The 15,055-nt window shown below is 46.6% G+C and carries 14 protein-coding genes; all 14 read right to left on the reverse strand.

Going from position 1 to position 15,055, the window contains the following annotated elements; genetic code table 11:
* Positions 1-80: 80 nt before the first annotated feature.
* The gene (ptsP, locus tag G5A70_RS07780) at positions 81-1,739 is read right to left on the reverse strand and encodes a phosphoenolpyruvate--protein phosphotransferase (protein ID WP_173749101.1); all 1,659 of its coding nucleotides are present in this window, start codon (positions 1,737-1,739) and stop codon (positions 81-83) included.
* A 23-nt stretch (positions 1,740-1,762) separates the two neighbouring features.
* Entirely contained in the window at positions 1,763-2,020 is a 258-nt protein-coding gene (locus tag G5A70_RS07785) for an HPr family phosphocarrier protein (RefSeq protein WP_173749102.1), read from the reverse strand.
* A 35-nt stretch (positions 2,021-2,055) separates the two neighbouring features.
* A complete protein-coding gene (locus G5A70_RS07790) occupies positions 2,056-3,972 on the reverse strand; it encodes a PTS fructose transporter subunit IIABC (RefSeq protein ID WP_173749103.1) in 1,917 nt (638 codons plus the stop codon).
* 21 nt (positions 3,973-3,993) lie between these two features.
* The gene (gene pfkB / locus G5A70_RS07795; protein ID WP_173749104.1) at positions 3,994-4,905 is read right to left on the reverse strand and encodes a 1-phosphofructokinase; all 912 of its coding nucleotides are present in this window, start codon (positions 4,903-4,905) and stop codon (positions 3,994-3,996) included.
* A gap of 284 nt (positions 4,906-5,189) precedes the next feature.
* Positions 5,190-5,927 carry a TIM44-like domain-containing protein gene (locus G5A70_RS07800; protein ID WP_173749105.1) on the reverse strand — a complete coding sequence of 246 codons (738 nt, stop codon included), beginning with the start codon at positions 5,925-5,927 and terminating at the stop codon, positions 5,190-5,192.
* 35 nt (positions 5,928-5,962) lie between these two features.
* The gene (locus G5A70_RS07805) at positions 5,963-6,745 is read right to left on the reverse strand and encodes a Nif3-like dinuclear metal center hexameric protein (RefSeq protein WP_173749106.1); all 783 of its coding nucleotides are present in this window, start codon (positions 6,743-6,745) and stop codon (positions 5,963-5,965) included.
* Positions 6,732-7,439, reverse strand: coding sequence for a tRNA (adenine(22)-N(1))-methyltransferase (locus tag G5A70_RS07810; RefSeq protein WP_173749107.1), 708 nt, complete (start codon positions 7,437-7,439; stop codon positions 6,732-6,734). The genes G5A70_RS07805 and G5A70_RS07810 overlap by 14 nt, the downstream gene beginning before the upstream one ends.
* 11 nt (positions 7,440-7,450) lie before the next feature.
* Positions 7,451-8,575 carry an RNA polymerase sigma factor RpoD gene (gene rpoD / locus G5A70_RS07815; RefSeq protein WP_173749108.1) on the reverse strand — a complete coding sequence of 375 codons (1,125 nt, stop codon included), beginning with the start codon at positions 8,573-8,575 and terminating at the stop codon, positions 7,451-7,453.
* Between the two features lie 84 nt (positions 8,576-8,659).
* Positions 8,660-10,447: a DNA primase gene (gene dnaG / locus G5A70_RS07820; protein WP_173749109.1), complete on the reverse strand. Its 1,788-nt coding sequence runs from the start codon at positions 10,445-10,447 to the stop codon at positions 8,660-8,662.
* A gap of 15 nt (positions 10,448-10,462) precedes the next feature.
* The gene (locus G5A70_RS07825) at positions 10,463-11,482 is read right to left on the reverse strand and encodes a deoxyguanosinetriphosphate triphosphohydrolase (protein ID WP_173749110.1); all 1,020 of its coding nucleotides are present in this window, start codon (positions 11,480-11,482) and stop codon (positions 10,463-10,465) included.
* 91 nt (positions 11,483-11,573) lie between these two features.
* Positions 11,574-12,407, reverse strand: coding sequence for a deoxyribonuclease IV (locus G5A70_RS07830; protein WP_173749111.1), 834 nt, complete (start codon positions 12,405-12,407; stop codon positions 11,574-11,576).
* 81 nt (positions 12,408-12,488) lie between these two features.
* Complete coding sequence (locus G5A70_RS07835) at positions 12,489-14,087, reverse strand: putative bifunctional diguanylate cyclase/phosphodiesterase (protein ID WP_173749112.1); 1,599 nt, start codon at positions 14,085-14,087, stop codon at positions 12,489-12,491.
* 37 nt (positions 14,088-14,124) lie between these two features.
* On the reverse strand, positions 14,125-14,412 hold the full coding sequence (locus tag G5A70_RS07840; RefSeq protein ID WP_173749113.1) for an HPr family phosphocarrier protein: 288 nt from the start codon (positions 14,410-14,412) through the stop codon (positions 14,125-14,127).
* A 36-nt stretch (positions 14,413-14,448) separates the two neighbouring features.
* On the reverse strand, positions 14,449-15,051 hold the full coding sequence (locus tag G5A70_RS07845; protein WP_173749114.1) for a viroplasmin family protein: 603 nt from the start codon (positions 15,049-15,051) through the stop codon (positions 14,449-14,451).
* Positions 15,052-15,055 lie beyond the last annotated feature (4 nt).

Below are 15,055 nucleotides of genomic sequence, written 5' to 3' on the forward strand. Positions count from 1 at the left end.
TTTCCCCATCCTGCTAAAAGCATTGCTGCCCCTTTCCCTATATTCTACACAGAAAAAGGGATTGGGGCAACCGATATATTTTATAAAAATGTTTGTAAAAGCTTTTCTCTGTCTTCTTCCACTCTGGTTTCTCTGATAATCTTTCTAAGGGGCAGAACCTTGCCCGGAGATACGGACAGTTCATCTACACCCATAGCCAGAAACAGACGGGTAAGTTCTGTATCGCCGCCCAGTTCACCGCAGATACCGCACCAGATGTTTTCCTTGTGCGCATTCTGCACCGTCTGGTAAATCATGCGGAGCACAGCCGTATGGTGCGCGTCATAAAAGCTGTCCAGTTCTTCATTCTGGCGGTCAATAGCCAGCAGATACTGGGTCAAATCATTGGTTCCGATACTGAAGAAGTCCACTTCCTTTGCCAGCAAATCGCTGATAATGGCCGCTGCAGGAGTTTCTATCATGATTCCCTGCTCGATTTCTCCAAAGGCCAGATTTTCCTGCTGCAATTCTCTTTTGACTTCTTCCACGATTTCTTTGATTCTGCGGACTTCCGCTACAGAGGTAATCATGGGATACATCACAGCCAGTCTGCCGTATGCGCTTGCCCGGAAAATAGCCCGCAGCTGGGTTTTGAAAATCTCCGGTCTGGTCAGGCAGATACGGATAGCCCGCAGTCCCATGGCTGGATTTTCTTCTTTCGCAAGCTGGAAGTAATCCGCCTGTTTGTCTGCCCCGATATCCAGGGTACGAATAATCACTCTCTTGCCTGCCATGGTCTCGGCAACCGTCTTGTAAATCTTAAACTGTTCTTCCTCTGTAGGGTAGGTATCGCTTTCCAGATAGATAAATTCACTTCTGAAAAGTCCGATTCCCTCTGCGTCATTTTGCAGCACCATAGCCAGATCCCGGCTGTTTCCGATATTTGCATAAGTCAGCACCTTCTGGTTATCCAGCGTAACGCTTTCCTTTCCCTTCAGGGTCAGAAGAAGTTCTCTTTTTTCCTTTTCCTCTGCCAGTTTGCCTTCCATAAGTTTCATGGTTTCTTCATCCGGCTCCACATAGATACAGCCCTGATTGCCGTCTACCACCGCCATTTTTCCGTCTATGGTGTCATCCAGGGGCAAATCTGTACCGATAAGTGCCGGAATACTCATGGTTCTGGCCAGAATAGCGGTATGAGAATTTACAGAGCCATGTACGGTAACAAAGGACAGCACCTTGTCCTTATCCAGCTGTACCGTCTGGCTGGGAGCCAGGTCGTCTGCCACAATAATCACCGGCTCCTCTGTCAGAATTTTACTCTTGTCCTCTCCCTTTAAGGCAGCCAGGACACGTTCGGAAATGTCTTTTACGTCTGCGGCTCTTTCCCGCATATAATCGTCATCCATAGCGGCAAACATAGCAGAAAAGTTATCGCTGGTAGCCGCCACTGCATACTCCGCATTGACCTCCTGGGTACGGATAATATTCTCAATGGATTCCAGATAATCCTCGTCCTCCAGCATCATCTGATGAATTTCAAAAATTGCCGCATTGGCTTCCCCTACTTCGGTGAGCGCCTTCTCATACAGTCCCTGAAGCTGCTCTATGGCCGTTTCACGGGCCTTGTGAAAACGTTGGATTTCTCCCTCTACGTCCATGATTTTGCTGCGCTTTACCTGTTGCTCATCTTTTTTGTAAACGCAGATTTTTCCTATGGCAATGCCGTTAAATACACTTTTTCCCTTGTATGTTTTCATGATTTTTCAGCCGCCCTCTGCTCTTATAAATTCTCTTTCAGGAAAGTTTCCAGTGCTGCTGCAGCAGCTTCTTCGTCTTCACCTTCCACATCAATTGTCACTTCTTCACCCTGTTTTACGCCAAGTCCCATAAGGCCGAAAATCTTCTTAGCGTCTACGGTTTTGCCGCCCTTTGTGATTTTTACAGAAGAAGCAAAGCCTTTTGCTGCTTTTACAAAGTCTCCTGCCGGACGTGCGTGGATTCCTTCTGCGTCTGTGATTACATACTGAAATGATTTCATAATTTTTTCCTCCTGAATGTACTTTTATATTTGTTTTATTCTGTTACTTTCTTTTTCAAAATGCCCAGAAGCAATGCTCCTGCTGCCGTACCTGCTGCCAAAGCTGCCAGGTAGAACAAAGCATGGTCTACAACCGGGAACACGAAAATTCCACCGTGAGGCGCCATCAGGGTACAGCCAAAAGCCATGGACAGCGCTCCCGCCAGTGCAGAGCCTATCATACAGGAAGGCAGTACACGAACCGGGTCAGAAGCTGCAAAAGGAATGGCTCCCTCGGTAATAAAGGCCAGTCCCATAATAAAGTTTACCGGACCGGATTCTCTTTCTTCTTTTGTAAATTTATTCTTAAACAACAAGGTAGAAAGTGCAATGGCACAAGGCGGAACCATACCGCCAATCATAACGGCTGCCATAATATCATAATTTCCTGCAGCAATGGAAGCTGTTCCAAATACGTAGGCGGCTTTGTTGAACGGGCCACCCATATCAATGGCCATCATGCCCGCAACAATAATTCCAAGTAATATTTTACTGGAACCGTTCATATTGGTCAATGCTGTATTTAACGCTGTGTTCAATGCGCCCACCGGAGGCTCAATGATAAAGTTCATAATCAGTCCCATAAGCAGGATTCCCACAAAGGGATACAAAAGCACAGGGGCGATTTTTTCAATGGCCTGAGGCAGTTTGTCAAACACCTTTCTCAAAAGCAGAATCAGATAACCTGCCAGAAATCCGGCTGCCAGCGCACCCAGAAATCCGGATTTGCCGTTTGCTGCCATCATACCGCCTACAAATCCCAAAGCCAGCGCCGGACGGTCTCCAATACTCATGGCAATAAAACCTGCCAGTACCGGAAGCATAAGTCCGAATGCAATGCCGCCGATTTCTTTCAGCATGGCAGCTACAGGAGTAATGGTACCGAAGTTTGCTCTCGCTTCTGCGGAAAGACTGTTCATATCCACACTTAAGCCATCAATCAGAAAGGCCAGAGCAATGAGGATACCGCCGCCTACTACGAAAGGCAGCATATGGGAAACGCCGTTCATCAGCTGCATGTAAATCTTGTGTCCGGTTCCGCCGGAAGTCTTTACCGTTTCTGCCTTTCCTGCTGTTCCTGCCTGATAAACCGGCGCGTCTCCTTTGATAGCCCTTTCCACTAAAGCATCAGCCTTGCTGATACCATCTGAAACCTGACATTCAATCAGTTTCTTTCCGTGGAAACGTTCCATAGGCACTTTGGCATCTGCTGCTACAATGATACAGTCCGCCTCCTGAATTTCCTTTTCTGTCAGCACATTTTTTGCGCCGCCGGAACCTCTGGTTTCTACTTTGATAAAGCAGTTAGCTGCTTTGGCTGCTTTCTCCAGACCCTCTGCTGCCATATAAGTATGGGCAATTCCCGTAGGGCAGGAAGTAACGGCCAGTATTTTACACACCTTTTCGTCCTGAGCCGTTTCGCTCTGGGCTGCAAGCTGTTCGTTCAGATCCGGTTTTTCATCGTCTGCCTCATCCACCACCTGCAGAAATTCTTCCACATCTTTTGCATTTTTCAGTTTTTCCACAAATTCCTCATCCATCAGAAGCACGGACAGCTTGCTCAGTACGTCCAGGTGAATGTTGTCTTTTGTATTGGGCGCTGCAATGAGGAACAGCAGATGTACCGGCTCTCCATCCAGAGAATCAAAATCCACGCCGTCTTTGATGACCATGGCTGCCAGACCCGGTTTCTCCACGGCATCACATTTTCCATGGGGAATCGCAATGCCTTCACCGATTCCCGTAGTGCTCTCTTCTTCTCTTAAATAAACCTGCTTACGGTAAGCTTCCTCGTCCCGGATTTTACCGCTTTTTACCATTAATGCCACCGCTTCGTCCAGGGCTTCGCTCTTAGAATGTGGGCAGCTGTTTAACGAAATACTTCTTTTATCCAGCAAATCTGTAATTCGCATATTTTTTCTCCCTCTTTCCTGTTATTCTTCTTCCAGACGGTTATAAACCGCTTCTACTTCTTCTCTTGTGGCCAGAAACTCTGAAAAAGCACTGGCGCTTCCTGCGGAAACCCCCATTTTAAATGCATGTCCGTAATCTTTTTTCTCCAGCCATCCTGCCAGAAATCCGGCTACCATGGAATCTCCGGCGCCTACGGCATTGACCAGTGTTCCCCTAGGTGCAGGCAGCGCGTAAACCTGTCCATCCTCTGCTGCCAGCACAGCGCCTTGTCCTGCCATGGACACCAGTACGTTTCTGGCTCCTTTTTCCTGCATTTTTCTGGCATAAGGCACAGCCTCTTCTCTGGTACGGATTTCAACTCCAAAGATTTCTCCCAGTTCATGATTGTTGGGCTTAATGAGGAACGGTCTATATTGCAGAACATTTAACAGCAGCTCCCCTGTAGCATCTACTGCAAAGTGGATACCTTTTCCCTGCAGTTTTGCCATAATGTCACGGTAAATGGAATTGGGCAGGCTTTCCGGTATGCTGCCGGCCAAAACCAGAACATCTCCCGCTTTCAGCTTTTCCAGTTTTTCCAAAAACTGCTCCATATCTTCTCTGCAAATCCCCGGTCCTTTCCCGTTAATCTCCGTTCCGTCAAAATCCTTCAATTTCACGTTGATTCTGGAAAATCCTTCTTCTGCTTCAATAAAGTCACAGCAAAATCCCAGCTTCTCTACTCTGCGCTGAATCTCTGCTCCTGTAAACCCTGCGGTAAATCCCAGTGCAGTGTTTTCTATGCCCAGATTAGCCAGAACTGTGGATACGTTGATTCCTTTTCCTCCGGGAAGCATCTGTTCTGTCTGGGTACGATTGGTCATTCCCATCTGAAAATCTTTTACTGAAACAATATAGTCCAGAGAAGGATTAAAAGTAACTGTGTAAACCATTGTTTCTTTCCTCCTGCGTCCTTTGTTTTATAGCCCTATTATATAGTCATATTCCGTCAATTTCAATCATATTAATTTACAATTTTTTTCCTGTTTTCTTATGCAATTTTCACAATCAGTCATACTTATTCACTTTTTTATCCCCTTTCTTTCATATTCCGTCATTTATACTGTCTACCCTTTTCTCCTCTTTTTCCTTCCACAAAAAAAAGACACTCCTCCTTTTGAGAAATGTCTTTTGTGTCTAGTGTACAGTCTGCCCTTGATCTGCTTTTTTATACGCGTCAGACATGGAAGGCATCGATATCGATTTCCTCTTTTTGTTTGATTTCATCCAACACCCACCGTTCATTCCGGTACACAAACTTCCAATATTCAAAAAAAGCCTCGGGCCGGTTTTTTCCCCGGATAATTTCCCTGGTATTTTTATTTATGTAAAAACCCGTCATCTTTCCATGAATCAGATACCAGATAACATCCTGATCCTCTCCCTCTTCATCCTGCACGCCTACCGGGATGGCACTAAGAAGCTTCACTTTTTTCTGCACGACCTCTTCCCCACGCATATGCATCCACTGCAGTTTTACATTAAAATCCTTTTGCAGCCGTTCACTCATATAAGGCACGCCGTAAGTAACATCCATTCTTCTCCAGCATTCCTGAATCTGAAAATAGGATTCCTCCACCTGTTTCTGAACCTCTCGGTAATCCCAGTTTCTTCCGCTTTCGGAAAATACCGCCATGGCCCGGTGGGTACGGCGCCTTGCCCTGCGGGCTTTCAAAAGCAGCACTGCTGCACCGGCTCCTCCGCTTGCCACGAAAACTCCCAGTCCAAACTGCGCCGCAGACACAATATCAGAGGTTCCACCGCCGGAACTTCTACCGGAGTGATAGGAACTGCCTCCTGCACTTCCACCTCCTCCGCCTGAGCTTCCGCCTCCGCCGGCTCTTGCCCACACCGGCACGGCACAGAGGCAAAGAAGTATACACAAGATTCCCAATATCATTCCCTTTTTCTTCATACTAAAACCCTCATTGTGTTTCTGAAAACCCTGTTTTAAAGTACTCTGCAGGGGTGCGAAACTTCCATGGTTTCCACCTCCAAATCCGGTGTCATCTTCCGCAGCTCCTGTTTCATGTATTCCATAAAAATGTATTCGGTACCATAGTGACCTGCGTCGATGACCGCCACTCCCTGCGCCACCGCATCTATGGAGGAATGGTAATCCATATCTGCTGTCACATAAACCTGTGCCTTCTGTCGGAGTACCTCTTGCATCAGGCTCTTACCGGAACCGGTACAGACTGCCGCTTTGCGCACTTTCTGTTCCGGATTGCCATACAGCTTTACAAAAGGCAGGTCGTACTGCTCTTTCACAAATCTGCCGCATGCTTCCAAAGTCATCTCTTCGGGCAGCATTCCCACTCTTCCAATGCCTTCCCGGCGGTTCTCTTCTTCAAACGTAACCTCCAGTACCTGCCGCTTTGTGAGCTTCAGCAAATCTGCGCTGAGGTCTGCCATTCCCAGCACATCAAAATTCGTGTGCATGGCATAGTAACAAATGTGATTTTCTATGAGTTTCAAAATGCGTCGTCCGATAAAATCTCCGGCTGTTACCTGCTTCATTCCTGAAAAAATCAGAGGATGGTGGGTAATCATCATATCCGCCCCTGCTGCAATGGCTCTGTTTAAGGTTTCATCCGTCACATCCAGCGCCAGAAAGATTTTCTTTACCTCCCACTCTCTATCCCCTACAAGAAAGCCGGAATTATCCCAGTTTTCTGCAAAAGACACGGGATATTTTTCTTCTATTTTCTCTATAATTTCATTCGCCTTCATAATAAGCCAGCGCCTCTTTTCTCTGTGCAATTTCCTGCTGAAGTTCTGCAGTCCTCTTTTTTGCAGATTCTGTTTCTGATTTCTGCAGGCTTTCTAAAAGCTTTTCTGCCTTTTGCTGCTGCCCCTTCAGATACTGCTTCAAAACAGGGTGCTTCTGTCTTAGAAGTTCTCCGCCGTATACATATTCCACCTCTGTCTTCCAGGACATTTTCCCATGTACGGCTTTCATCATGGGATAATATTTTCCCTCTTCTTCTATCATGTCCTCCTGCACGATCCGGTATCCCTGCTGTGCCAGAAACTTGCGGAAATGGGCAATTTCGGACTGGGGCTGCAAAATCAGTTCCGAAATCTCCAAAAGAACCTCCCGTCCCTCCAAAAGAATCTTTTCCATTAAAGGACCGCCCATGCCAGCAATCACCACACTTTGGACTTCTCCTCTTTTCAGAGCCTGCACACCATCTGAAAGACGGGTTTCTATGTAATTTTCCAATCCCCATTCCCGAATATGAGCTTTTGCCCGCAGCAGAGGACCCTCGTTTACGTCCATGGCAATGGCCTTCGGAATCTGTTCCTTCTGCAGCAGATAAATGGGGATATAACCGTGGTCACAGCCTACGTCTGCCAGCACACAGCCCTTCCCCACAAATCCGGCAACGGCTTTCAGCCTTCTGGAAATTTGTAGTTCTCTCATACGATTCTTCCTTAATCCAGATAATCTTTCAGCTTGCGGCTACGGCTCGGATGGCGGAGTTTTCTAAGAGCCTTTGCCTCAATCTGACGGATACGCTCTCTGGTAACGTTAAATTCTTTTCCTACTTCTTCCAGGGTTCTGGCTCTTCCGTCATCCAGACCGAAACGCAGACGCAGCACCTTCTGCTCTCTCTCTGTCAGGGTTCCCAGAACCTCTACCAACTGTTCTTTCAAAAGAGTAAAGGCGGCGGCATCTGCAGGAACCGGCACATTGTCGTCCTGAATAAAATCTCCCAGATGACTGTCTTCCTCTTCACCGATAGGGGTTTCCAGAGAAACCGGCTCCTGGGAAATTTTCAGAATTTCCCTTACACGGTCTACGGACATATTCATTTCCTTTGCAATTTCCTCAGGCTGAGGCTCTCTTCCCAGTTCCTGCAAAAGCTGGCGGGAAACACGAATCAGCTTGTTGATAGTCTCTACCATATGCACCGGAATACGAATGGTTCTGGCCTGGTCTGCAATTGCTCTGGTAATGGCCTGACGAATCCACCAGGTTGCATAAGTGGAAAACTTATATCCCTTACGGTAATCAAATTTTTCCACCGCTTTGATAAGACCCAGATTTCCCTCCTGAATCAAATCCAGGAACAGCATACCGCGTCCCACATAACGCTTTGCAATGCTGACTACCAGACGAAGGTTGGCTTCTGCCAGACGTTTTTTCGCACTTTCATCTCCGTTTTCCATTCTCTTGGCCAGAGTGATTTCTTCCTCTGCACTTAAAAGAGGCACTTTTCCGATTTCCTTTAAATACATACGAACCGGGTCTTCAATGCTGACGCCTTCCGGAACGGAAAGGTCAATGTTTTCCATATCTACTTCGTCTTCTTCGCTGAGATTCAAATCATCGTCATCCCCGATAATCAAATCGTCCATATCGTTGTCCTGAATCCGCAGCACGTCAATGCCGTTTGCTTCCAGGAAATCAAAGACCTTGTCCAAATGTTCCGGGTCCAAAGGAAAATCCTTAAAGAAATCATTGATTTCCTGATACTCCAGTACATTTTTCTTCTTTTTAGCCAGTTCCATGAGTTCTCCCAGTTTCTCACTGAATTTCGCCATGTTCATTTCCATAAATGTTCCATCCTCTCAATTCTTTACTCTATAAGTTTTTCCATGTGTTCTTACTTTTATCTGATTTTCTTCTATATGGTTTCCTCAATCAAAGGAAATATGCAGGGTAACTCTGCCCCGCTCCAAATCCTCCAGCCTCTTTCTGGCCTCTACGATTTGCTGCAGCCCTGCCAGGTCTGTCGGGGCCAGATGTTCATTCTTCCATGTAATGCTGTCCCTCTTTAAACGGCACACAGTTTCCAATACAGCCTTTCTGGCCTCTTCCTCCCCTTCCAAATGCAGGGTTGCATGAAAAAGGGCGGTGACTTCCTTCTGCTCCTCCGGGTCTGAAAACTGGTTCAGCAGTCTGGCGGGATTTACCTCTCCCTCCTCATGCTGCGCAAAGACCAGTTCGGCTGCCCGGTGATACAGAGGCGTGACAAAATCCTCCGGTGTGATGTAACCTGCAATGGTGTCAAACATAGAAGGATAAGAGGTCAGACAGGTCAGCATCAGCCGCTGGGCTTTGCGTCCGCCGTCCTCCCTGCTGTCCTTTTTCCCGCCTGTTTCCCGGATACGGGGTGTACGGGGCTGGGAAGACACAGCCGAAAGAGCCATATTGTTCACCATTTTTCGCAAGTCTTCAAATTTAATCTGATAAATACCGGAAAGACTTTCTATATAATTATTTCTCTCCAGTTCCTCCGGAAATTCCAGCAGCTTTCTGGCTATCTCCCGGAAAAATGCCGTTTTGCTCTCCGGGTCAGATAAATCATATTGTTTTTCTAAAACCCGTATTTCAAACAAAAACGCATTTTCTGCTTCCTCCAGGCGTTTCTCAAAGGTCTCTCTTCCCTCTGCTTTGATAAATTCATCCGGGTCTTTATAAGGGGTCAGATTGACCACTCTCGGCCGGATTCCTGCTGCCTTTAAAATCGGAATCCCCCGAAGGGCCGCCTTCTGTCCCGCCTCATCGCTGTCATAAGTCAGAAGCACCTCTTTTGTATACCGGCTCATGAGGCTGGCATGCCCCGAAGTCAGGGCCGTTCCCAGAGACGCCACTGCATTGTTGAAGCCAGCCTGATGCATGGCAATGACATCCATATATCCCTCACAGATGATGAGATAGGGTTTTCTGGAGGTTCTGGCAATATTCAGCCCATACAGATTCCGGCTTTTATCAAAAACCTTTGTCTCCGGAGAATTCAAATACTTTGGCTTGGCGTCTCCCATAACACGGCCCCCAAAGCCAATTACCCGGTTGTTCACATCCATAATGGGAAACATGACACGATTCCAGAACTTATCCTGCATGCCTCTTCGTTCCTCGATATGAAACAGCCCTGACTCCTTTAAAAGCTCGTCCGTATAGCCCTTGCTCTTTAAATATTTGTAAAGCGTACCGGAATACTTGGGGGAATAGCCCAGCCCGAACTTTTTAATGGTTTCATCGGAAAGCTGACGGTTTTTCAGATAATCCAGTCCCTGCCTGCCACTTTCCTGCCAAAGCTGATAATAATAAAAAGAAGCCGCCCGCTTCTGTATCTCCAAAAGCCGGGACTTCAAATCTGCAGACGCCCTGGCCTCTTTGGAAAATTCCTCTTCCGGAAGCCTCACTCCGGCCCGCTCTGCCAGATATTTTAATGCCTCTACAAAATTGTAGTTTTCATATTCCATAATGAAGGTGAAAACATTTCCTCCTGCCCCGCAGCCAAAGCAGTAATACATCTGCTTGTCCGGGCTGACGGAAAAGGAAGGGGATTTCTCATTGTGAAAAGGACACAGTCCGAAATACGAACTGCCCTTTCGCTGCAATTTCACATATCCGGAAATCACATCCACAATGTCATTTTTCATACGGACTTCCTCTATGATTTCATCGGAATAATACATACTGCTCCCTCATTTCTACTGCCCTTTTCCAGGAACGCTCCAGCCTCTGGGAATAAAGATATCCCGAAATTTTTCTAAAGAATACTGGTCTGTCATTCCTGATATATAATCACATACTACTCGCTCTTTCGGTTCCTCCTCATACAGAAGTTTCCGATATTCCTCCGACATTTTCTCCGGATATCTGCTGTAGTACAGATACAATTCTTCCACTACATGCTCTGCCTTTTCTTCCTCTCCCTTTGCCACAGGGTTCAGATACACATCCTGAAACATCAGGGCACGGATATCCCGAAGCCCCTCCTCGATTTCCGGTGACATGGAAATCCGGTCTTTTCCCTGACTGTGTTCCACAATGTCATGGACAAAGGTATTCAGCCGTTCCCTGGTGGTATATCCCAGCAGCATGCGAAGGGTAATAGGAATATCATCTTCCGTAATAATCCCCGCTCTCTGGGCATCGTCCATATCATGGTGAATATAGGAAATCTTGTCACAGTAGCGCACCACCTGTCCCTCCAGGGTGTGAGGCGTACCGCTGGTTCTGTGATTTAACATCCCGTCCCGGACTTCCCGGGTCAGATTTAACCCTCTGCCGTCCTTTTCCAGACGCTCCACCACCCGGACACTCTGTTTATAGTGGGCAAATCCCAGAGGGCATACCCGGTTCAGTGCCCGCTCTCCTGCATGCCCAAAAGGCGTATGACCCAAATCATGGCCCAGGGCAATGGCCTCTACCAAATCTTCATTTAAGCACAGCGCCTTTGCCACGGTTCTGGCTGTCTGAGAAACTTCCAGGGTATGGGTCAGACGGTTCCGGTAATGATCCCCCTGGGGCGCTAAAAACACCTGGGTCTTGTCTTTCATTCTGCGAAAAGACTTGCAGTGGACAATCCGGTCCCTGTCCCGCTGGTATACAGTTCGTATATCACATTCCGTCTCCTGCCGGTCCCTTCCCTTAGAACGGATACTGCAGGACGCATAGGGATTTAAAAACTGCAGTTCCCTTTGTTCCATTTGCTCGCGGATATTCATAGGCAGTCACCTGTCTTTCTTCAAAAGAATCTTTCACAATAATTATTTCCGATTCCTTGGCGATTTCCTTTTTTTCTTTTCAAAAAACCCATTATTCTTTATAAGCTTCCCGCAAAAGTGCAATTTCTCTGGCATATCCCTCTAAATCATTGGGCGTTTCCAGATAAAAAGGCAGATGCGAAAGGGCCGGATGGTTGATGACACGGACAATGGCTTCCAGCCCGATTTTCCCTTCCCCGATTCTGGCATGGCGGTCCTTGTGGCTGCTCAGGCCAAACATACTGTCATTTAAGTGAACAGCCCTTAGCCGGTTCAGTCCGATAACCTTATCAAATTCTGTCAGAACACCGTCCAAATCCGTTACAATATCATAACCGGCGTCATACACATGGCAGGTGTCCAGGCACACGCCCATTTTTTCCTGCAGTTCTACCCTGTCCAGAATTTCCCGCAGTTCTTCAAAATTTCTTCCCACTTCGCTGCCCTTCCCCGCCATGGTTTCCAAAAGTACCGTGGTACTCTGATCCTTTTTCAGCAGTTCATTGAGCATTTGGGCAATATAGGCAATGCCCGTCTCTGGCCCCTGTTTTACATGACTGCCCGGGTGAAAGTTATAGCAGTTTCCCGGCGTGTATTCCATTCTCTGCAAATCGTCCCGCATGGTGTTTACTGCAAATTCCCGCACACTCTCATCTGCGGAGCAGGCATTTAAGGTATAAGGCGCGTGGGCCAGAATCTGCGCAATCCCCTGCTCTTTTGCTTTTTTATGGAAAATTTTTACATCTTCGGGATTGATTTCCTTTGCTCTGGCGCCCCTGGGGTTTCTGGTAAAAAACTGAAAGGTATTGGCATGGATTTTCTCCGCCTCCTTTGCCATGGCGGTATAGCCCTTTGCTGATGATAAATGACAACCAATAGTCAGCATCTGATTCCTCCTTGTGTTGTTCGTTTTGTATTTACAGTTTCAGAAAGAAACAGAGCTTGCTGCAAAATGCAGCAGCTCTGTTTAGCTGCAGGGATTTACCCCCCCGCACATATTTATCTCGAAATCGGGAAAGACAAACGTATCCGCCCAGGTTTCAAACTCTTTTAAGGGCAGGGGTCTGGAAAAATAAAAACCCTGTATCACATCACAGTGCATGGAGTTCACATACGCCAGCTGCTCCTGTGTTTCAATCCCCTCTGCTACGGTTTTTATATGCAGGCTCTCTGCCAGTTCCTGAATACATGCGATGATACTTCTTGCCTTTTCGCTGTGCAAATCCAAGAAAAACGAACGGTCCAGCTTCAGTACATCAATGTCAAAATCCTTCAACATAGTGAAAGACGAATAGCCTGATCCAAAATCATCCAGAGAACAAAGAAATCCCTGCTCATGCATAATCCGGATTCCCTCCTCCACCCTGGACAAATGAGCATGCTCCAGAAACAGCGTCTCTGTGACTTCAAATTTCAAAAGTGATTTATCCACCCTATAATCATCTGCAATACGGATAAAATCTTCCATAAAATCTTCTCTTGCAAAATGACTTCTGGAAAGGTTTACGGAAACCGGATATAATTTTTTCTTCTCCCCTTCCCTCTGCTTCAGCCATCTGCAAACTCTTTCAAAAATATACTTTTCCAATGCCTGGATTTTTCCGCTGTTCTCCAAAAGAGGAATAAATTCCGAAAGCGGCAAAATCCCTCTTCCCGGATAATCCCATCTGACCAGTGCTTCAGCTCCCTTAATTTTTCTTTGCTGCAAGCTGACTTTGGGCTGCAGATATACCTGAAACTCTTCATCAGCCAGCGCTTGGACAAAGCGGTTGTTCATTTCTCTTTCCCTCTGCTGCTTCTGTGCCACCTCACAATTATAAAAAGCGCACTTTCCCGCCTCTTTTGCGGTCTGGCTCTTTAATGCAGCTCTTGTCTGGTCCTGAATCACAGTGATATCTGTCCCGTTATCTTTCACAAAGCTGGCGCCCAGACGAAATTTCACTCTATACCTGGGCAAATCCGTATATTGAAAAGAATTGATTTCCCTTATAATTTTCTCCATCCGTTTCTGGAGCTTCTGTGGTTCTCTTTCCTTCAGGCAGAGAAAAAAATGATCCATTTCTGTACGGGCGGCAAACTCATATTCCTCTTTGTCCAGAAATTTTTCGATTACCGTGTAGAAATATCGCAGCATTTTGTCTCCATTCTGCTTTCCCAGGGTTTCATTAATCTGTTTAAAATCCACAGAATCCATGAAAACCAACGCATACTGATCAGCCTTTTGTTTTCTGCACAGTTCCTGATAGCGCATGGCAAACTCCATTTTATTAATGCCTCCGGTAATTTCATCTGAAAACGCCAGCTGCTCCAGTCTTTTTCCGCTTTCGTTATAACTCTTAAAAAGCAGAAAAAAGAGGATTCCAAAAACCAAAAAACTAATAGCCAGTACCCCTGTCATTTTCCCTATACAGGCCTCCTGCTTTCTCATATACAGCATACCGTATAAGCCATACCCTATAATTCCCAGCGCAAGAATACCCAGAACCCAGAGGTAGTACTTTATTTTCTTTCTTGCCCGGGAAAGTCTGTCCACATATCCCTTCCGCTGCTTTCTGTAAGATTTCATCTTTCTTCTGTCCTCTCCCGTCCATTTTGTGCGGAGCCTACTTTTTCAGGTTTTCTCCCAGACCGCTCTCTACTGCCTGCACAGCAGCCCGAAGGGCTTCCTTCTCGTCTTTTCCCTCACAGGTTATTTCAATCTCCTGTCCCTGGCGAACGCCGGCCGCCACAATACTCAACAGGCTTTTCAGATTCACCGTACCCTTTACATTATTTTTTTCATATTGAAACTGCACAAGCGCATCATATTTCAAAATACTGTTTGACAAAACCGTAGCTGTTTTCAAGTGCAGTCCTGACGGATTCAGGATTTTCACTTTCTGACTTACCATATGCCATCCCTCCTTTTCTTTTTCTTTCACAACCCTTTACCTGATGCCAAGGGCTGCCTTTGCCAGAGCATCCACTGCCTCGTTCAGTTCCACTCCGCTGTGTCCCTTTACCTTGTGGAAGACAACCTGCACGTTTTTTAAACTGTCGAAGTACGCTTTATAGCGGATGGTTCCCGGTCTATTGCGTTTCCACTCTCCCGTGGCCCAGGACTCAATGCCCTGATAATCGTAATACAGGTGCAGAAGGGGAATTTTGTGTTCCTCACAATATACCATGGCTGCCATAGCCCCCTCCAGCTCTCCTGCCACATTTCTCATACTGATATCCTCAGTTCCATAAAAAGCCTTGCTCATTTCTATCTTTTTTCCCTGCCAGAGCAGAATACAGCCATAAGAATATCCCTTCTTTGCCGCATCAAAGCTGCCGTCCACATAAGCCGTACAGCCCTCGGATTCTTCCTGCTCTGCAGGGGAAACCTTTCCCGTCCCCTGCGTAAGATACTGCTCTGCTTCCTGCAAAGTGGGAAAACTTTTATACTGCGCTCCCGGAAATCCATTCACATTTTTTCTGCACTCCTCCCAGGTGAGAAAAATTCCCGTTGTCTTTCCTTTTTTTACTGCATAAACTTTTTTTGCCATGTGT

The organism is Blautia hansenii, from assembly GCF_013304445.1.
Taxonomy (GTDB): Bacteria; Bacillota; Clostridia; order Lachnospirales; family Lachnospiraceae; genus Blautia.